At 63.1% G+C, this 18,576-nt stretch carries 21 protein-coding genes; 16 read left to right on the forward strand and 5 right to left on the reverse strand.

Annotated elements, in window-relative coordinates; genetic code table 11:
* Positions 1-127: 127 nt before the first annotated feature.
* The 3 genes from ACYU7Q_RS10960 to ACYU7Q_RS10970 all read right to left on the reverse strand — a co-directional run bounded on the left by ACYU7Q_RS10960 (position 128) and on the right by ACYU7Q_RS10970 (position 2,507).
* On the reverse strand, positions 128-1,753 hold the full coding sequence (locus tag ACYU7Q_RS10960; protein WP_460609460.1) for a Xaa-Pro aminopeptidase: 1,626 nt from the start codon (positions 1,751-1,753) through the stop codon (positions 128-130).
* 245 nt (positions 1,754-1,998) lie between these two features.
* Complete coding sequence (gene rpmB / locus ACYU7Q_RS10965) at positions 1,999-2,238, reverse strand: 50S ribosomal protein L28 (protein ID WP_044003635.1); 240 nt, start codon at positions 2,236-2,238, stop codon at positions 1,999-2,001.
* Between the two features lie 86 nt (positions 2,239-2,324).
* Entirely contained in the window at positions 2,325-2,507 is a 183-nt protein-coding gene (locus tag ACYU7Q_RS10970) for a DUF5522 domain-containing protein (protein ID WP_460609461.1), read from the reverse strand.
* Positions 2,508-2,587: 80 nt separating this feature from the next.
* Here ACYU7Q_RS10970 and ACYU7Q_RS10975 point away from each other — a divergent pair, with 80 nt between their 5' ends.
* From ACYU7Q_RS10975 to ACYU7Q_RS11010, 8 genes are all read left to right on the forward strand, one after another.
* Entirely contained in the window at positions 2,588-3,097 is a 510-nt protein-coding gene (locus tag ACYU7Q_RS10975) for a hypothetical protein (RefSeq protein ID WP_460609462.1), read from the forward strand.
* 62 nt (positions 3,098-3,159) lie between these two features.
* Positions 3,160-4,416: a PLP-dependent aminotransferase family protein gene (rocD, locus tag ACYU7Q_RS10980; protein WP_460609463.1), complete on the forward strand. Its 1,257-nt coding sequence runs from the start codon at positions 3,160-3,162 to the stop codon at positions 4,414-4,416.
* 4 nt (positions 4,417-4,420) lie between these two features.
* Positions 4,421-5,560 carry an NAD(P)/FAD-dependent oxidoreductase gene (locus tag ACYU7Q_RS10985; RefSeq protein ID WP_460609464.1) on the forward strand — a complete coding sequence of 380 codons (1,140 nt, stop codon included), beginning with the start codon at positions 4,421-4,423 and terminating at the stop codon, positions 5,558-5,560.
* 291 nt (positions 5,561-5,851) lie between these two features.
* Positions 5,852-6,169 (forward strand): hypothetical protein, encoded by a 318-nt coding sequence (locus tag ACYU7Q_RS10990; protein WP_460609465.1) that lies wholly within the window; start codon positions 5,852-5,854, stop codon positions 6,167-6,169.
* A 96-nt stretch (positions 6,170-6,265) separates the two neighbouring features.
* Positions 6,266-7,252 (forward strand): porphobilinogen synthase, encoded by a 987-nt coding sequence (gene hemB / locus ACYU7Q_RS10995; RefSeq protein ID WP_460609466.1) that lies wholly within the window; start codon positions 6,266-6,268, stop codon positions 7,250-7,252.
* A 101-nt stretch (positions 7,253-7,353) separates the two neighbouring features.
* Entirely contained in the window at positions 7,354-8,547 is a 1,194-nt protein-coding gene (locus tag ACYU7Q_RS11000; RefSeq protein ID WP_460609467.1) for a transglutaminase domain-containing protein, read from the forward strand.
* 39 nt (positions 8,548-8,586) lie between these two features.
* The gene (locus ACYU7Q_RS11005) at positions 8,587-9,093 is read left to right on the forward strand and encodes a GNAT family N-acetyltransferase (RefSeq protein ID WP_460609468.1); all 507 of its coding nucleotides are present in this window, start codon (positions 8,587-8,589) and stop codon (positions 9,091-9,093) included.
* Entirely contained in the window at positions 9,093-9,812 is a 720-nt protein-coding gene (locus tag ACYU7Q_RS11010) for a DUF92 domain-containing protein (protein WP_460609469.1), read from the forward strand. The genes ACYU7Q_RS11005 and ACYU7Q_RS11010 overlap by 1 nt, the downstream gene beginning before the upstream one ends.
* Before the next feature lie 32 nt (positions 9,813-9,844).
* Here the strand turns inward: ACYU7Q_RS11010 and ACYU7Q_RS11015 are convergent, their stop codons facing one another.
* Complete coding sequence (locus ACYU7Q_RS11015) at positions 9,845-11,245, reverse strand: APC family permease (protein ID WP_460609470.1); 1,401 nt, start codon at positions 11,243-11,245, stop codon at positions 9,845-9,847.
* Positions 11,246-11,356: 111 nt separating this feature from the next.
* Here ACYU7Q_RS11015 and ACYU7Q_RS11020 point away from each other — a divergent pair, with 111 nt between their 5' ends.
* The 6 genes from ACYU7Q_RS11020 (at position 11,357) to ACYU7Q_RS11045 (ending at position 15,690) form a co-directional block, all read left to right on the forward strand.
* Entirely contained in the window at positions 11,357-11,713 is a 357-nt protein-coding gene (locus ACYU7Q_RS11020) for a hypothetical protein (RefSeq protein WP_460609471.1), read from the forward strand.
* Complete coding sequence (locus ACYU7Q_RS11025; RefSeq protein WP_460609472.1) at positions 11,710-11,922, forward strand: hypothetical protein; 213 nt, start codon at positions 11,710-11,712, stop codon at positions 11,920-11,922. The genes ACYU7Q_RS11020 and ACYU7Q_RS11025 overlap by 4 nt, the downstream gene beginning before the upstream one ends.
* A 42-nt stretch (positions 11,923-11,964) precedes the next feature.
* The gene (locus tag ACYU7Q_RS11030) at positions 11,965-12,891 is read left to right on the forward strand and encodes a cation diffusion facilitator family transporter (protein ID WP_460609473.1); all 927 of its coding nucleotides are present in this window, start codon (positions 11,965-11,967) and stop codon (positions 12,889-12,891) included.
* 46 nt (positions 12,892-12,937) lie between these two features.
* Positions 12,938-13,876, forward strand: a complete 939-nt coding sequence (locus ACYU7Q_RS11035; protein WP_460609474.1) for a cation diffusion facilitator family transporter — start codon at positions 12,938-12,940, stop codon at positions 13,874-13,876.
* A gap of 104 nt (positions 13,877-13,980) precedes the next feature.
* Positions 13,981-15,174, forward strand: a complete 1,194-nt coding sequence (locus ACYU7Q_RS11040; protein WP_460609475.1) for an amine oxidase — start codon at positions 13,981-13,983, stop codon at positions 15,172-15,174.
* A 24-nt stretch (positions 15,175-15,198) separates the two neighbouring features.
* Positions 15,199-15,690, forward strand: coding sequence for a methylated-DNA--[protein]-cysteine S-methyltransferase (locus tag ACYU7Q_RS11045; RefSeq protein ID WP_460609476.1), 492 nt, complete (start codon positions 15,199-15,201; stop codon positions 15,688-15,690).
* 85 nt (positions 15,691-15,775) lie between these two features.
* On the opposite strand, the gene ACYU7Q_RS11050 is transcribed toward ACYU7Q_RS11045, so the two are convergent.
* Positions 15,776-16,660 carry an alpha/beta hydrolase gene (locus ACYU7Q_RS11050; RefSeq protein WP_460609477.1) on the reverse strand — a complete coding sequence of 295 codons (885 nt, stop codon included), beginning with the start codon at positions 16,658-16,660 and terminating at the stop codon, positions 15,776-15,778.
* Between the two features lie 188 nt (positions 16,661-16,848).
* Here ACYU7Q_RS11050 and ACYU7Q_RS11055 point away from each other — a divergent pair, with 188 nt between their 5' ends.
* Positions 16,849-17,619 (forward strand): tetratricopeptide repeat protein, encoded by a 771-nt coding sequence (locus ACYU7Q_RS11055; RefSeq protein ID WP_460609478.1) that lies wholly within the window; start codon positions 16,849-16,851, stop codon positions 17,617-17,619.
* An 81-nt stretch (positions 17,620-17,700) separates the two neighbouring features.
* Positions 17,701-18,435, forward strand: a complete 735-nt coding sequence (locus ACYU7Q_RS11060) for a hypothetical protein (protein ID WP_460609479.1) — start codon at positions 17,701-17,703, stop codon at positions 18,433-18,435.
* The last annotated feature ends 141 nt before the right edge of the window (positions 18,436-18,576 follow it).

Below are 18,576 nucleotides of genomic sequence, written 5' to 3' on the forward strand. Positions count from 1 at the left end.
TTTTGGAAATTACAACCCCCTAAGTAGCATAAGCTTTAGCTAATGGCGAGCAATGCGCGCAAAACAATTATTGGGCGCAGCAAGCGAACTCGCTGCGCTCGTCATCGGCCGAAGCTTATGCTGCAAGTTACTTCAACTCTGGCAGCTTAAAGCCTTCCAGCGCGCTGGGCTCGGCCATTAGCTTCTCGATATCGGCCACCGTACGCGGCGCTTCGGCCGAGAGGTTTTCGTAGCCGGTGGCCGTAATCAGAGCGTCGTCCTCAATCCGCACGCCGATGTTCCACCACTTGGGGTCGCAGGGCGAACCGGCGGGGATGTAAATGCCGGGCTCCACGGTGATGACGTTGCCGGGCATCAGCGGGCCGTAGCTGCCGCTGTCGTGCACATCGAGACCGAGGTAATGGCTGGCCCCGTGGGGGTAGTATTTGCGGAACTCCTCTTTCTTTTTGATGATGCCGAGCTTCTGCAAGCCGGCGGCTACCACCTCCTGCGTGGCCTTATTAGGGGCATCGAAGTTGGCGCCGGGGCGGCAGGCAGCGAAACCGGCCTCCTGAGCAGCCAGCACCAGCTCGTAAATCTGGCGCTGGGCCGGGCTAAACGTGCCGGAGGGCGGCGCGGTGCGCGTGACGTCGGCGGAGTAGCCGTGGTATTCGGCCCCGCAGTCCATGAGCACCAGGTCGTTGTCGAGGCGCTGGCGGTCGTTGGTTTCGTAATGCAGAATGCAGCCGTTGGCCCCGCCGCCCACGATGCTGGGGTAACCCTGAAACTCAGCGCCGTAGCGGCGGTACACGTATTCGTGCAGTCCCTGCACGTCCATTTCGCCCATGTCGGGGCGCAGCAGCTTCATCACCTCGCGCTGGCCCTGAGCGCTGATGCGGATGGCGCGGCGCAGCAAGGCCAGCTCCTCGGGGGTTTTGATGGCACGCAGGTCGCCAAGCTTTTCGCCCAGCGTGGCATCGTCGAAGCGGCCGGGCGGGTTGGCGTCGATGGCGGCCTGGCGGGCGGCATCGCTGGTGGCGGCCAAGTAGGCGCGGATGAGAGGCGTGGTGCCAAGCGCGGGCGTTTCTTTCACCTGGCCGCTCAGATACTCGGCCACGCGCTTGGCATTGCGAATGCCGTTGTGGCGGATGATGTTGTTGAGTTCGGTAACGGCGGGGTTATAGTCGGCGGGCACACCGGCCTGCTGCCGGAAAGTGGCTACAAGGCTGTGCAAATCGGCGGGGTTGGAGAAGTCGTCGCGGGTATCGGCGGGCAGGCCGGGGACCAGAATTTTATCGAAATCGGCCCACTTAATGCCGACGGCGGAGAAGTCCTTGTTATCAGCGGCATACTGAAGTTGCAGTTGCCCTTTGGCCCCGGCCGCGCCCAGGCGGCGGCCGGTCCAGGACTCACGGGCGGGGTCGCGGGGCTGGGTGAAGAGGGCTTCGGTCACGCCGGGCTGGCCGCCCACGGTGCGCGGCTCTTTGAAGAGAAGCAGCACGGCATCGGGCTCCTCATAGCCGGTGAGGTAGTGGAAATCGGGGTTTTGGTGGTAGATGTAGTCCACGTCGTTGGCCCGGTTACGGACGGGCGCGGCGAATACCACGGCTACGCTATTGGGCGGCATTTGGGCCCGCAGCAGCTCGCGCCGCTGCTTGTGGAAGGCGGGCGAGAGGAAATCGGTGGGCCGGGCGGGGGCCGGGTTATTGGTCAGCGGCTCGGGGATGGAAGCGGGGGCCTGGGCCGTGGCCGCGAAGCTTAGCAGGCCCAGCAAGCCGGCAAAAACAACTGAAGAAGCTGGTGGCCACGGCCGGGACGACAGGAAGCAAGAGGAGAACCGGAGCGGCATAAGCATCATGATTTGGTCGAACAATCAGACTATCAGCCAAGATAGCCGCCAACAGACAAAGCCAGCGCCGATACAGTTGCCTCGAAAGGCAAACGTATCGGCGCTGGCTTTGAAAATTTGAAGCGAACAGCTAGCTGTTTCAGTCAACTACCGCTGCAACATCACTTTATCTAGTAAACGATGAAGCCCTGCTCTTTGGCCTTCTTCAGGACCGACATGATGCCGTTCTTGTTGATGGTGCGGATGGTGGACGTAGCAACTTTCAGGGTCACCCAAGCATCCTGCTCGGGGATGTAGAAGCGCTTTTTCTGCAGGTTCGGGTAGAACTTGCGCTTAGTCTTGTTGTTAGCGTGCGAAACGTTGTTACCAACGCGGGTACGCTTGCCGGTCAAATCACAAACACGGGCCATGATATCGGAGGGTTAAATTATTTACAAAGCAGGGAAACGGGCCGCAAATATCGGCAAAAGTCTGGCATTCACCAAACACCCCGCCCTTATTTCCGGTCGGATGCGCCCTGAGTGCCTAGTTTGGGCCGAAATTTCCAGGGACAGTGACGGCAGCCGCTCTGGCAGCAGCTGCCCCGGCGGCGGTGGTACTGCTCGGTGAAGACGAGGTAGCCTTCGGGCGTGTAGTAAAAATCGCCGGGCTGGAGCGGCTGGGGAACGGGAGCGGGCATTGGTGAATCAAAGTTAGGGCCGACGGCGTTCAAGGGCTGGGGCGTCGTACCTTGTGCTAGTGTAATTTACTATTCATTCTATGAAAACGCCTATTGGTTCCGTGTTGTCGCTCCTGGCCGGGGCTGCTGTATTGCTTGCATTCCCTGCTTTTGCCCAAGCGCCCGCACCGGTGGTATTGACGGCGGCTACGGCCCCGGCCGGCGTGCGGCCTGCCTTGGCTCGGGAGGAAACAGCCTTGGCCGACCCGGTTCGCGAGGCCCTGCGCACGCTGCCCCAGGCCAAAAAGAAATTCCTGGCCGGCCTGCCCATCGGCGACCAGTTTTTGCTGTCGGTGCGGGTGATTGCGACGGATACCAGCTTCCGGCAGGCCTCGGCGCGGGTGCTGGGCTGGCACGGCAACACGGTGCAGGCGCTGCTGCTGCCCGAGACCACGGCTTCTGCCACCCCAGCCGAGCCCACGCCGGTGACCTTTCCCGAAACCGCCGTGGTGGACTGGACGCTGCTGCGGGCCAGCGGCCGCGAAGAAGGCAACTACGTGGGCCGCTATACCGACACCGCGCACGAGGTAGAAGGCATGCGGCTGCGCTAAGGCAGCACGGCGGGTGGGGTGAAAATCCGTAATTTCGGGCCTCACCAATTCCCGCCCTTGCTATGTCAGCCACCACCACCTCCCCCACCGCCACGTCCAGCCGCGCCGCGCAGCTTATGCAGCTCGAAGACCAGTACGGTGCCCACAACTACCATCCGCTGCCCGTGGTGCTCAGCCGCGGCGAAGGCCCGCTGCTGTGGGACGTGGACGGGAAGCAGTACTTCGACTTTCTTTCGGCCTACTCGGCGGTGAATCAGGGGCATTGCCACCCGCGTATTATTGGCGCGCTTACCAAGCAGGCCCAGCAGCTTACGCTTACCTCGCGGGCTTTTTTTAATGACCAATTGGGCGCAGCAGAGAAACAGCTTTGCGAGCTGTTTGGCTACGATAAAGCCCTGCTGATGAACTCCGGGGCCGAGGCTGTGGAAACCGCCCTGAAGCTGGCCCGCAAGTGGGGCTATCAGGAGAAGGGCATCGCCCCGAACATGGCCCGCATCATCGTGGCCGAGCACAACTTCCACGGGCGCACCACGGGCATCATTTCCTTCAGCACCGACGGCGACAGCACGGGCGGTTTCGGGCCGTACATGCCGGGCTACCAGGTGGTGCCTTATGATAATTTGGCGGCCCTGGAAGAGGCGGTGAAGGAGCCGCACGTTTGCGCGTTTCTGGTGGAGCCTATTCAGGGCGAAGCGGGCGTGATGGTGCCTTCGGAAGGGTATTTGAAGCAGGCGGCGGCCATTTGTCGGGCCCATAACGTGTTGTTTATTGCCGATGAGATTCAGACCGGACTGGGCCGCACGGGCCGGATGCTGGCCTGCGACTACGAGGGCGTTGACCCCGATATTCTCATCCTGGGCAAGGCGCTGAGCGGGGGCGTGATGCCGGTGTCGGCGGTGCTGGCGAATGATGTTATCATGCTCACGATTCAGCCCGGGCAGCACGGCTCCACGTTTGGCGGCAACCCGCTGGCCTGCGCCGTGATGCGCGCCGCGCTCGATGTGCTGACCGAAGAAAAGCTGGCCGAAAAGGCGTTTGCGCTGGGCGAAATCTTCCGCGAGCGGATGCGCAAGGTGCAGGCCCAGTGCCCCGAAGTGGTGGACCTGGTGCGCGGCAAAGGCCTGCTCAACGCCGTGGTTATCAACCCCGCCGAGGACGGCCGCACCGCCTGGGACGTATGCGTGACGCTAATGGAGCGCGGCGTGCTGGCCAAGCCCACGCATGGCGACATCATCCGCTTCGCCCCGCCGCTGGTGATTACGGAAGCGCAGCTGCACGAGGCCTGCGACGTGATTGAGGCGGTGATTTTGGCGTTTTAATTCAGTGCCAACGGCCAACCTCTCTCACTGGGAGCACCAGTCCTTCTTCGGGCCGGCCGAGGTGGCCATCATTGGCGCGGGGCTGGTGGGGCTCACGGCGGCTATTTATTTGAAGCAACAGCGGCCCGCGTGGCGCGTGGTGGTGCTGGAGCGCGGCGCGCTGCCCAGTGGGGCATCGACCAAAAACGCCGGCTTCGCGTGCTTTGGGTCGATTTCGGAATTGATAGAGCAGGAAAAGCGCGGCGATTTGCAGGCCGTGGTGGCCGCCCGCTGGGCCGGACTGGCGCGGCTGCGCGAGTTGCTGGGCGATGCCGTGCTGGACTACCAGCCGGTGGGCGGCTACGAGCTTTTTCGGCACGAGGAAGCGGCGCTGGCGGCCGATTGCCGGGACAGAATTGACTACTTCAATGCGCTGCTGGCGCCGGTGGTGGGCTACGCCCGCACCTTCCGCGATGCCAGTGCGGAGGCCGGGCAGTTTGGTTTTGGCGGCGTGGGCACGCTGCTCCAAAACGAGCACGAGGGCAGCTTGGATGCCGGCCGCATGATGCGCGCCCTGCTGGCCCGCGCCTGGGCTGCCGATGTGCCGGTGCTCACCAACTGCGCCGTAGAAAACGTGGAAAGCAGCACCACCGGCCACCGACTGCACCTGGCCAACGGCGCGACCGTGGCGGCGGGCCAGGTGCTGCTGGCCACCAATGCCTTCGCCACCGAGCTACTGCCGGAACTGGCCGTGACGCCCGGCCGCGGGCAGGTACTGGTGACCGAGCCGCTGCCCGACGTGCAACTGCCTGGCACGTTCCACTACGACCACGGCTACGCCTATTTCCGCCAGCTGGCCGACCACCGGATACTGCTCGGCGGCGGGCGCAACCTGGATTTTTCGGCTGAAGAAACCACCGCGCCCGGCCTTACGCCCAAGGTGCAGCAGTACCTTGAGGACCTACTGCACGAGGTGATTGTGCCCGGCCGGCAGCCGCGCATCGACTACCGCTGGAGCGGGGTAATGGGGTTTGGGCCGGCGCTGGCACCGATTATTGACTGGGTACGGCCGGGGGTGCTGGCCGCCGTGCGCTGCAACGGCATGGGTGTGGCGCTGGGCGCGGGCATCGGCTGGCAGGCTGCGCAAAAGCTGGCCGCCGGGTAGCGGAAACTGGCCAATATTCGTACAGCCCTGCTCAGACCTTACCTCCGCCTTCTTTCTATGTTTTTTGCTACGCGCCCCCGCTTGTTTCACTCCCGTTTGCTGGCGTTGCTGGTGGTAGCTGGCGGCCTGGCCAGCGGTTGCCAAAGCACCCGCCCCAGCTTCTCGTTCCAGCCGATGCCGGGGCGGGTGCGGGAAGGGAAAGCGGTTGCGACAACAGCCCCTGCGTCGGAATCGGCCGCAACGCCATTAGCTGCGGCACCTGCTAAGCCAGGTACTCAATCGGTAATTTCTTTGCCCTTAACTCGGAAGCAACGCCACGCGCTGCCGCTGCCCAAACCAGCAGTGGCATCAACTGAAACCATAACTATTCCTCCCCTTTCCACGCTGCGCCCGGCCGCCCCGCACCGACGCCCCATACTGGCCCGGCCCCACGCCACGGCCGAGGCCGGCCTGGGTACCACGGTGCTGGGCGTGCTGGGGCTGGTGGTGCTGCCCATTGCCCTGCTGGGCCTGTTGCTGAGCGGTGGCGGGCTGGTGTGGGGCATTGTGGCGGGCGCGGCGGCGCTGGCGGTGCTGGTGGCGTACATTGACCCGTTTGGGCGGCGGTAGGGTTTCGGGCCGAACTTTACGGCTTCGTTTTGCTTTTTAAGCATCGTCTCTTTTCATTTTTACCCGCCCAAGCCCTTTGCCTGGGCCTATCAATACATGCTCCCAACCCACCGCCCCCGCCGCAACCGCAAGTCCGCCGTCATTCGTGACATGGTGCAGGAAACCCGCCTCACCGCCCACGATTTCATCTACCCCGTCTTCATCACCGAAGGCCAGAACCAGACCGAGGAAATCAAGTCGATGCCCGGCATTTTCCGTTTCACGGCCGACCGCGTGATTGACGAAATCGGGCAGTGCGTGGAGCTGGGCGTGAAAGCCTTCGCGCCCTTCCCCAACATCAACGAAGTGCTGAAGGACCCGATGGCCCGCGAAAGCACCAACCTCGAAGGCCTCTACCTGAAAGCCGTGGCCGACATCAAGCGCCAGTTTCCGGAGGTCGTTATCATGACCGACGTGGCCATGGACCCTTACAGCTCCGACGGCCACGACGGCGTGGTGGACCCCGATTCGGGCGAAATCCTCAACGATGCCAGCCTGGAAGTGCTGGGCCAGATGGCCCTGGCCCAGGCCCGCGCCGGGGCCGACATCATCGGCCCCAGCGACATGATGGACGGCCGCGTGGCCTGGATTCGGCGGGTGCTGGACGAGAACGGCTTCTCGCACGTCAGCATCATGAGCTACACGGCCAAGTATGCGTCGGCCTTCTACGGCCCGTTCCGCGATGCGCTGTCTTCGGCGCCTAAGAAAGGCGACAAGAAAAGCTACCAGATGAACCCCGCCAACCGCCTCGAAGCCCTGCGCGAGCTGGCGCTGGACGAAGCCGAAGGCGCGGATATGGTGATGATAAAGCCCGCACTGAGCTACCTCGACATTATTCGGGAGGTAAAAAACCACACCAACCTGCCCGTAACGGCCTACAACGTGAGCGGCGAGTACGCCATGATTAAAGCCGCCGCCCAAAACGGTTGGGTCGATGGCGAGCGCACCATGATGGAGGTGCTCACCAGCATCAAGCGCGCGGGGGCCGATGCTATTCTCACCTACTTTGCGAAGGAAGCAGCGGCTGTGCTGCGGCGCGGCTAAGTCGGCATTTTCAATCACAGTTTTGGGCAAATTCGGGGGCAATGCCACCGGATTTGCCCATTTTTGTTGGTGCGTTTTCCTTTCCTGATTTAATTATTGCCGTGCGTTTATCATTCTGCCGTTGCCTGATGCTGGGGCTGCTGGGCTGGGTTGGCCTTGTCCGGCCGGCCCAGGCCCAGCGTGCCAGGCCCAAACCAACGCCCCGGCCCGCGGCCCCGTACCAGGCAGTGGATGCCCGCATGCGGCAGGTGCCCGACTCCTCGGCGCGAACCGTGGGCGGGCTGGCGCGCTTCATCACGGCCTCTTTTCCAGCGGAGGGCGACCGGGCGCGGGCGGCTTTCGTGTGGGTGGCGCGAAACATTCGGTACGACGTGGAGAATATGTACCTGCTCGAGTACGAGCGCCCCGCGGCCGTAGTGGTGCAGGAAACCTTGGACAAGCGCGAGGGCGTGTGCCGGCACTATGCCGAGCTCTACAGCGCCGTAGCCAACCAGGCCGGCGTGCTTACCTACGTGGTGCCCGGCTACACCAGCCTGCTGGCTTCGGTGGGCCATGCCTGGTGCGCCAGCCGCATCGGGGGCAAGTGGCAGCTACTGGACCCCACCTGGGCCGCCGGCCAAATTGTGAACCACAAGTTTGTGGCGGCGCTCGACAACGCGTACTTCTGCATGCCGCCGAAGGCTTTTATTGAGCTGCACATGCCGTTTGACCCGCTGTGGCAGCTACTGCCCGCGCCGCGCACGCCTCAGCAGTTTCAGCAGGGCGTTGTGCCGCCCATGCCCCACCCGGCTTTTGCGTTCGCCGATTCGCTGGCCCTGTACGCGCAGCAAACGCCCAAGCAGCGAATACATGCCACCAACCGCCGCATCGCGCAAAACGGTGTCAAGAACGGCCATACCTATACCTACCTGGCCAACAACCGGGGCCGGGAAGACAACCTGCACATCGATACCTACAATGAGGCATTGAACGAATACAATGAGGGCGTGAAGCTGGTGAATGCCTTCGTGGAGTTCTACAACCAGCAGTTCCAGCCCCGCAAAACCGACGAGGAGTTGCGCCAACTGCTGCCGCCCATTCAGGCCCATTTCGCGCAGGCCCGCCAGCTGGCGGCCACGGTACAAAGCCAGAACCCGGCCCTGCTCGCCAGCATCAAGGAATTCAACACCTCACTGCAGGAAGCCGACGACAAGCGGCAGAAGTGCCAGACCTTTATGGACCGCTACCTGGCCACCGGCAAGCTGCTGCGGCCCGCCCTGTTTCTGAGTTTTAATGTACTGGACGAACGGCGGTAGCGGCGTTCATTCCGTTTTTCAATCATTATTTTTCTCTTTATGCCGACTACCCGCCGCGCCACCGCTACCGACATTCCGGCCATCCTCGCCCTCGTGCGGCGCGTGGTGCCCCTGATGCAGGCCAGCGGCAACTTCCAATGGTCGGCCGACTACCCGAACGAGGCCGTATTCACGGCTGATATTGCGCAAAACCACCTCTGGGTGGCTGAGCTCAATGGCGCGGTGGTCGGCGTGGCCGCCCTCACCCAGGACCAGGACGCCGAATATGCCCAGGCCGACTGGGACGTAACCGAGCCCGCCCTTGTCACGCATCGCCTCGCCGTGGACCCGGCCACGCAAGGCAAAGGCGTGGCGCTGGCGCTAATGGCCGAAGCCGAGCAGCAAGCCATCACGCAGGGCTTACGCACGTTGCGCGTCGATACCAATTCTGAAAACGCGGCCACGCAACGGCTTTTTCCGAAGCTGGGCTACCGGTTTGCAGGCGAGATTACGCTGGCGTTTCGGCCGGGGCTGCGGTTCTTTTGCTACGAGAAGCGGCTGGGGTAATGGAGCTATTCCGGCTCGGTTTGGTGCTTGGGCTACTGGGGCTGGGCATGTTCTACAGCGTGCGGGCCCGCAAGCTAACCACGGCCGCCGCCGCAACCGGCGGCGTGCTAGGCGTGCTGATTTACCTCGGCAGCGGCTTTACGGGACTGGCGTTGCTGGCCCTGTTTTTCGGGCTGGGCACAGCGGCCTCCGGCTGGCGCGTGGCCGACAAGCGCCGCCTCGGGCTGGCCGAAGAGAACAAAGGACGCCGCACCGCCGGCCAGGTAGTAGCCAATGCCGGCGTGGCGGGCCTGCTGGGGCTGCTGGCCTGGCAATACCCACCCGCCGCCCCGATGGCCTGCCTGATGCTGGCCGGTAGCTTCGCCGCTGCCACCGCTGACACCCTTTCCTCGGAATTGGGCAACCTGTATGGCCGTCGCTACTACAACATCCTCACCCTGCGGCCCGACACGCGCGGCCTCAACGGCGTGGTGAGCCTGGAGGGCACGGCGCTGGGGCTGGCCGGCACGGCCGTGCTGGCGGCGGCTTACTGCCTGGGCTTCGGCTGGGGTCCGGCGTTTGGGTGGCTGCTGGTGGCGGGCACGGCCGGTAATCTGGCCGATTCGGTGCTGGGCGCTACGCTGGAGCGGCGCGGCGTACTTAGCAACAATGCCGTCAACTTCATCAATACCCTGACCGGCGCGCTCGTGGCGGGCGGGCTCATGCACTGGCTGAGCTAGATTTCGGGAATTTCGCGGTAGCTAAACCGAGCTTACTGCGCAAATGGCCACCGCCTCAAGCTACGGCTCCAGAGCAGAAACGCGCCGGTGCCCAGCGCCATCATGCCCAGCGCAGCCAGCTGGAAGTAGAGCTTGAAATGCACGCCGCCCCACGTCACCTCGGCCGGGGCGATGCCCACGAACACGAACAGCCACACGATGATGGCCACGATGACGGGCAGGGGGTAAAGCGGCATTTTGAACGGCAGCGCGCTGGTGCCGCGCCGCTTGCGTAGCAGCATCAGGCCCACGGCCTGGCCCACGAACTGCACCAGAATCCGCATGGCCAGAATGGCCGAAATCACTTCGCCCAGCCGGAAAAGCAGGCTGAACACAAAGCCCACGCCGCCCAGCAGCAGCAGCGACACATATGGGAACTGCTTGGTGGGGTGCAGCTTGCCGAACACGGGCAAAAACTCGCCATCGGCCGCCGCCGCGTAGGGAATGCGCGAGTAGCCCAGCAGCACCGCAAACAATGACGCAAACGCCACCAGCAGCACCATGGCCGTAGCCACGGTGGCCGCCGTGGGCCCATACAGGCGCTCCATAAACACGCTGATGATGAACTGCGACTTGTCGCCGGCGCTAGCCTGCCAGCCCTGCACTTCCTCCCAGCCGATGACCGTGCCCACGCTCCAGTTTAGCAATAAATACAGCGCCGCGATGCCCAAAATGCTCAGGAAAATGCTGCGCGGAATCACCTTTTCCGGCCCTTTGATTTCGGCCCCGAGGTGGCACACGTTGTAGTAGCCCAGGTAAGAATAGATGGTTTTGACCGCCGCCTGGCCCATAGCCGCCGAAATCAGCAGGCCCGGCAGCGCCGAAAAGCCACCCGCCGGCAGAATGTCGACGTGGTGGTTGGGGTGCGTGACGCCGCCAAAAATCAGCCAGCCCATGAGGCTCAGCACGCCCACCCACAGCGCAACGCCCAGCTTGCCAATGTCCTCGATGCGACGGTAGAGCAGAATTATCAGCAGCAGCACCACTGCGCCGGCTACGGCTTTGGGCTGCCACCACTCGGTCATGGGCACGAGGTAGCCGAAATACTGGGCGAAACCAATGGCGCCCGACGCCAGTACCAGCGGCGACTGAATCAGCGTTTGCCACACGTAGAGAAACGACATGTAGCGCCCCCACTTCTGCTCGCCGTAGGCCAGCTTGAGGAAGCGGTAGCTGCCGCCGGCTTCGGGGTAGGCCGCGCCCAACTCGCTCCAGATAAGACCGTCGACCGAAGCCAGGGCCGCGCCCACCAGCCACGCCAGCAGGAAATTTGGCCCCATGAAGCCCATCACGAGCGGTAGGGTGACAAAGGGGCCAATACCCACCATGTCAATCATATTAAGAGCAGTAGCTTGAACCAGGCCCAGGCGGCGCTGCAAAGTGGGTGCGGACATGAGAACGAAAGTAGCGCGGACTTTTAGTCCGCGGCGGTGAGTGAACCGGTATGTGGCCTAAAAGTCCGCGCCACTTTCGACTATTTCTACCCACCAGTCCTAAATTGCCCTATGCGCCCGCTTCTCCTCACCTTCTGCCTCGCTGCCCTCCCTTTGCTCTTCGGCTTTTGGGTAAATGAAACGGCCTCGCACCCGCCTACCACAGCCTACGTGGCCACTCGCTGCACCCGCTACTGTTACGCCCACGCCTGCCCACACGCCACGGCGGCCAACAGTCCGGCCTATGTCCGGCTCCGGCCGCTGTATAGGTTCACCATCGCGGCACTGTCGCTGGGCGGCGGGGCGCTGTACAGCCTTTTCAACGTGGCGTTTTACTTGATTTTCGCTCCCATCCTGCTGCTGTGGCTTATTTACGGTGCCCTGCGCAACGCCCGGGCGCTGCGGCAGCTAAAGCAGCGGCGGGCATGAGCGCGCTCGTTCAGCTGGCGGGCCGGCTGGTGCACGTCGCTTTCTGGTACTGCGTCGATTTCATGGTCAATCTGGCCAACCTCACCCGCACCAGCTACCCCGAAGCCAATACCTGGGTGTTGCTGCTACTACTGCCAGGGCTGCTGGTGGGGCTGATTGGGGTACGGGTGGTGCAGGCGGCAGCGCTGCGGCGGGCCCGACGGCGGTAGCGGCCCACCAACCCCGGCTGCCGCCCCCGCGTAAGCCGGGCCATGAGTTCACCGGGTTCTTCTTCCAAATTCGCCATTTACGGAGCCATTGCCGCCAACGTGGCCATTGCCGCCAGCAAGTTTGTGGCAGCGTATTTCACGGGCTCGGCGGCCATGCTTTCCGAGGGCATCCACTCGCTCGTGGACAGCGGCAACGGCCTGCTCATCCTGCACGGCGTGCGCCAGGCCGAGAAGCCGGCCGACAAACGCCACCCCTTCGGCCGCAGCAAAGAGCTGTATTTCTGGGCCCTGATTGTGGCCATTCTGGTGTTTTCGGTGGGCGGCGGCATGTCGCTCTACGAAGGCATCGAGCACCTCAAATCCCCCGCCGCCCTCACCGACCCCACCTGGAACTACTGGGTGCTGGGCCTGTCCATGCTGTTTGAGGGCATCTCCTGCTTCCTGGCGTTCAAAGCCTTCAATGCCGGCCGCGGCGAGGCCGGTTTCTGGGACACCCTGCGCCGCAGCAAGGACCCGTCGGTGTTCGCCATTCTGCTCGAAGACCTGGCCGCGCTGCTGGGCCTAGTGATTGCGCTGGCCGGGGTGTATTTGGGCCATCTGCTCCATAATCTCTACCTCGACGGCGCGGCTTCCATTACCATCGGCTTGCTGCTGGTGGGCGTGGCGCTGTTTCTCATCTACAAAACCAAGCGCCTGCTGGTGGGCACCGGCGTTGACGATGAAACGGTGGACGCCATCGAAGCCCTGGTGCGCGCCCAGCCCAACATCGACCAAGTAGGCCCGCCCCTTACCTCCTATCTCGGCCCGGCCGATGTGATTCTGGCCCTCGACGTGGAGTTTGCCCACCACCTCACTTCCGAGGAAATCGAACAGGCTATTGACGGCTTGCAGGATGTTATTCGGGCGAAGTACCCAGAGATGAAACGCATTTTTATCGAAGCCAAGTCGCTGTCGAGCCGCGCGGCGTAGCCTCCCTGCTTTTCTTTGAGCTTTACTATTGTCATTATCCCGCCTTATGGCCGACGCTAACGCCTCCAAACTTTCCCTCTACGGCGGCATCGCTGCCAACGTGGCCATTGCCGTCAGCAAGTTTGTGGCGGCGTATTTCACCGGCTCCTCGGCCATGCTTTCCGAGGGCATTCACTCGCTCGTCGATACCGGCAACAGCGGCCTGCTGCTCTACGGCACCGCCCAAAGCCAGCGTCCGCCCGATGCCGAGCACCCCTTCGGGCACAGCAAGGAGCTGTATTTCTGGGGCCTGATTGTGGCCGTGCTCATCTTCGCCATCGGCGGCGGCATGTCGTTCTACGAGGGCATCAAGCACATTCAGCACCCCGAGCCCATCGAAGACGCGGGCTGGAACTACGTAGTGCTGGGCCTCTCCTTTCTTTTTGAAGGCATCGCCTTTTACCTCTCGGTGAAGGCCCTGCTGGCCCAATCAACCGGCAACGTGGGCTTCATCAAAATGCTGCGCACGAGCCGCGACCCGGCCGTTTTTGCTTCGGTGATGGAAAACCTGGCCGCACTGGTGGGCCTGGCGGTGGCGGGCCTCGGCGTATTCCTGGGGCACTTGCTGAACAATCCGTATTTCGACGGCGGCGCGTCCATCGCCATCGGCTTGCTGCTGATGGGGGTGGCCATCTTTCTGGTGGGCCGCACCAAGGGCCTGCTGGTGGGCACCGGCGTGGATGCAGCCACGCTGGCCAACCTGGAGCGCATTGCCCGCGCCCAGCCCCAGGTGTGCGAAATCCGCTCGCCCCTGTCCATGTACCTGGGGCCAAACGACGTGATTCTGGCCCTCGACGTGCAGTTTGCCGACGACCTCACCTCGGGCGAAGTAGCCGGCGCCGTCGAGCAGCTCCAAGACGCCATCCGGGCCGAGCACCCCGAGGTGCAGCGCATTTTTATCGAAGCCAAAAACCTGGCCCAGCCCGCGCAAATGCCATCTAAATAAGCCCGGCATTAACAAAAATGCCGTTTTTAGGGTAAAGGGAGCGTGCGCCCGCCACAGCTACTGGGCTGACGCGGGCGGCCGCTTGTTTCACGCAGCCCCTTCACATGAAAGTTACTACCCCCATCGCCTCGCCCTTCCGCTCCTTCTGGTGGGGCGGCTACGAGTGCACCGACCAGCTCAACGCCTTCGGCCACCGCGTCGATTTCCTGCCCCTCACCGGCCATTTGCAGCTGATTGACGAAGATTACACCGCCCTCGGTCCGTTCAACGTGCGCACCGTGCGGGAGGGAATCCGTTGGGCGCAGATTGAAAAAACGCCCTACCACTACGATTTCAGCACCGTAAAAACCATGCTCGACGCCGGGCAGCGCCACGGCATCCAGCAGGTTTGGGACCTGTGCCACTTCGGCTACCCCGACGACCTTACGCCGCTGCATCCCATGTTTGCCCGGCGCTTTGCCGCGCTCTGCCGCGCCTTTGTCGATTTTTACCGCTCCGTACGGCCCGACGACGTGCTCATCGTCACGCCCATCAACGAAGTCAGCTTCATCAGCTGGCTCGGCGGCGATGCCCGGGGCACCTCTCCCTACTGCCACCACCAGGGCTGGGATGTGAAATACGGCCTAATGCGCGCCTACATCGAAGGTGCTCACGCCTTGCGCGAGGCCGACCCCAGCATCCGCATGCTCAGCACCGAGCCCCTGGTGCACATTGTGCCGCCGCTGCACGCCACGCCCCGCGAGCGCCGCTGGGCCCGCGAAGCCCACAACAACCAGTTCCAAGCCACCGACATCCTCTCCGGCCGCATGTGCCCCGAGCTGGGCGGCCGCGAAGACCTGCTCGACATTGTCGGCTTCAATTACTACTACGACAACCAGTGGCAGAACGGCACGCCTAACAAGCTGGGCTGGAACGACCAGGTGCCCGACCCGCGCTGGGTGCCCCTGCGCAACCTGCTGCGCTCGGCCTATAAGCGCTACCGCCGCCCCTTTGCCCTCACTGAAACCAGCCACCCCGGCATCGACCGCCCCCTCTGGCTGCGCATGATTGCCGAAGAGTGCGCCGCCATCCTCCGCGAGGGCCTGCCCCTGCAAGGCATCTGCCTCTACCCCATCATCGACCGCCCCGACTGGGACCACCTCGACCAGTGGCACCAGTCCGGCCTCTGGGATGCCGACCTCGCCCAGCCCGGTCCCGCCCGCGTGCTGCACCAGCCCAGCGCCGAAGCCCTGCTCGCCGCCCAGGCTGTGATAACCCAAGCCGTGCCCGTGCGCAAGCCCCGAGCCGTACTGGTGTAGCTCAACTACCCGTATTTTTGGGCAATGGACGCCACGGTTTACCTGCCTTCGCCCCTCGGCCCGCTCGCCCTCATCGGTTCCGATGCGGGCCTGCGGGCCGTCTCGTTTCTTAATGATGCGGAAATAGCCGCCACGCCGCTCGCCACCATTCCCGCCTGCCTGCGCCCCGCCCACGAGCAGTTGCAAGCCTATTTTGGCCGCGAGCTGCGCGAGTTCGACCTCACCTACGCCACCGGTTTCGGCACTGATTTTCAGCAGCAGGTGTGGCGGGCATTGCTAAACATCGGCTACGGCCGCACGGCCTCTTACCTCGACGTCGCCAAACTGTTGAACAATCCCAAATCCGTGCGGGCCGTGGGCGCGGCCAATGGCCAGAATCCGCTGGCCATCGTCTGGCCTTGCCACCGCGTCATCGGGGCCGATGGCAGCCTCACGGGTTACGCCGGCGGCATGCACCGCAAAAAGTGGCTGCTCGAATTCGAGCAGCCTACGCGGCAGGGCGGTCTGTTTGGGTAAGCAGTAAGTTGGCCGGTTGGTGAATGGTTGGATTTCACAGACTTCCACCAACCGGTCCATTTACTATTCCGCTTACTATTCCACCTCAAGCCCCCACCAGCTTCAGCAGCCCCTGATAAATGATATTGTGCTGCCAGTATAGCTGCAACACCATCGGAATGTGATGCCGTCCGGGAATAATCGTGTACGGCGCAGGCTGCCCCGTTGCCTTCAGCCTATCCCGAAACCGCCCCGAGCTCCTGCTGATGCTCGGGTACGTTTCGCCGCCGATGTAGAAGATGAACGGCGGCAGGTTCGGCTTAATTTTATAGATGGGCGACATTTCCTTCCAGCCCGCAGGGTCCTTGCCGAAAGGCACGAGGTACTGCGCGTCGCCCTCATACTTCATTTCCTTGAGGTAGGAGTACATATCCAGCCCTGCCGGGTCGTCCATGATGGCCCCCTTCACCGGATTCTGAGGCAGGCCGTTGGTAGCTAACAGCGCATCATCCGTCGCCAGCAGCGCAGCCAGCCCGCTGCCGGCCGAGTGGCCCATCACGAACACGCGGGCCGGGTCGCCGCCGTATTGGGCGATGTTGGCTACCGTCCAGGCCAGGGCGCGGGCGCAGTCGGCGGCCTGCTCGGGCACGTGCACCGGCGGCGCGAGGCGGTAGTTAATTACCACGGCCACCACGCCCTGCTTGGCCAGCCGCCGCCCGATGAAGGTGTAGATGTTCTTGTTCCCGCTCGTCCAGCTGCCCCCGTGGATGAACAGCACCACCGGGTAGCCCGCTGCGTTCGGGGCGGCTTTTTTTGGCGAATACACATCCAGAATGTGCCGCTCCTTATCAAAATCAGGGGCCGAAGCCGGCACATAAGCCACGTCTTTGGTGCGGTGGCTGGGGTAGGCCACCACGTATTCGGTAGCCAGCATAACCACCACGGCCATCAGCAGCACGGCCACGGGAGTCAGCAAAAAGAAACGACGCATTAGCAAAAAGTAAGCAGCAGGGCCTGCGGCCGAATGCCGGCACAGGGGCTTCACCTACGCCCAGGCGGGGCCGGCAGTTTGCCCCGGCCGGCCCCGGCCCATGGCCGCATTGGCTTTATCTTTGTCAGAACGGCTACTGGCTGGTTTTTTGCCAGGCCGGGCTTCTCTCATTTATTTATTTCGTACCCGTGTCGATTTCTGCTTTGTTGAAGAATAGTTTGATTTCGCCGGCCCTGGCCGCCCTGCTGCTGGCCGGCCTGCTGGGCACCACACCCGCCTACGCCCAGCGCAAAGGCACCGCCGCCAACCCGGATGGCAGCTTGGCCACCCCGGCCGCCGCCCCGAGCAAGCCCATTCGCCTACAGCCCCTGTTCGGCGGCCTCAATCCCACGCAGGCCACCCAGCTTATCGGCGAGGCACAGCTCAAAGCCATTGCCGCCAGCTTCGCCTCTACGGCCGAAGCCAGCACGTTTTTCACCAACAAAGGCTACGAGTACCTGCGCGAAAACCAGCCCGATACGGCCACCTACCGCTTCAACCTGGCCTGGCTGCTCAACCCTCAGAATGCTGAAGCCTACCGCGGCCTGGGCATCATCGCCAGCGGCCAGCCCACCCCCGATGCCGCCATTGCGCTCCTGAGCAAAGGCTTCGGCATTGCCCCCACCAGCACCCTGCTGATGAGCGACCTGGGCGCGAGCTACCTCATCCGCTACGGCCAGACCAAGAAGAAGAAGGACCTCACCATGGGCCTTACCCTGCTGCAGCGCGCCACCGCCGCCGACCCCACCAACGCCAATGCCTGGCAACAATTAGCCCGGGGCCTCTACTACCAGGAAAAATACGCCGAAGCGTGGGACGCAGTGCACAAAGGCCAAAACGCCAGTGTCAGCAGCCTCGACTTCGACCTCATCACCGACCTGCTGGCCAAACTGCCCGACCCCCAGGGCACCTTCAAATAAAACCAGCCCGGCCAAACGGATTTCAGCGGTTTGCGCGTTGGGCTCCGTATAGGCGGTCTTTGTTTCACTTAACCCGATAGTATGCGGTTTCGCTCGTTGATTTTTGGAGGGCTGGCGGTTGGCGCACTTAGCAGCCACACTGCCCAGGCGCAATACCACCACCCCGTCCGGCACTACAACCGCCAGGAGCGGGCCTACTTCCGGGGGCCGCTGCACATCACCCTCGGCGGCGGCACGGCTTTCTACGATGGCGACCTGGGCAACAGCCCCGGCGATAATTTCCTGGGACCGGCCCTGAGCCTAGGCGTGCTCTACCGCCTCACGCCGCACCTGCACCTGGGCAGCGAATTTTCCTACGTCGAGATGGGCGCCCGCGACAAAGCCAAGGAGCGCGGCTATGCCTTCACCAGCACCAACGGCCTGGGCACGGTTTTCTTCCGGTTCGATTTATTGCCCGACGAGTCCGTTTTCGCGGCCTCCATGGCCGAAGCGCCGGTTTTCCAGGTATTCGTGCAGGGCGGCGCGGGCCTGTTGCTCTACAACCCGCAGTCCTATATCGGCACCGAGCGCGCCACCAAAGGCACGTCCTTCCTGCCGCCCGAACGCAACGACTACCCCGCCATGGCCATGGCCTTGCCCGTAGGTGCCGGCTTCAGCGTGCGCCTCACCGACAAGCTGCGCGCCAACCTCGAAGGCAACTACTACTTCACCACCACCGACGAGCTCGACGACATCAACCTGCGCCTCGGCGGGGCCTCAGCCAATAAGGATGGCTTCGCCACGGTGATGCTCAAGCTGGACTACTCGCTGAAGTAGAAATAACGACCGTCATCCTGAGCGCAGCGAAGGACCTTATCACGTTTGAACAAGTCGTTCGGCGGTGATAAGGTCCTTCGCTGCGCTCAGGATGAGAGAAATAAAAAAGGCCCGCCAGCAATGCTGACGGGCCTTTCTCAT

Source organism: Hymenobacter terrigena (assembly GCF_054776515.1).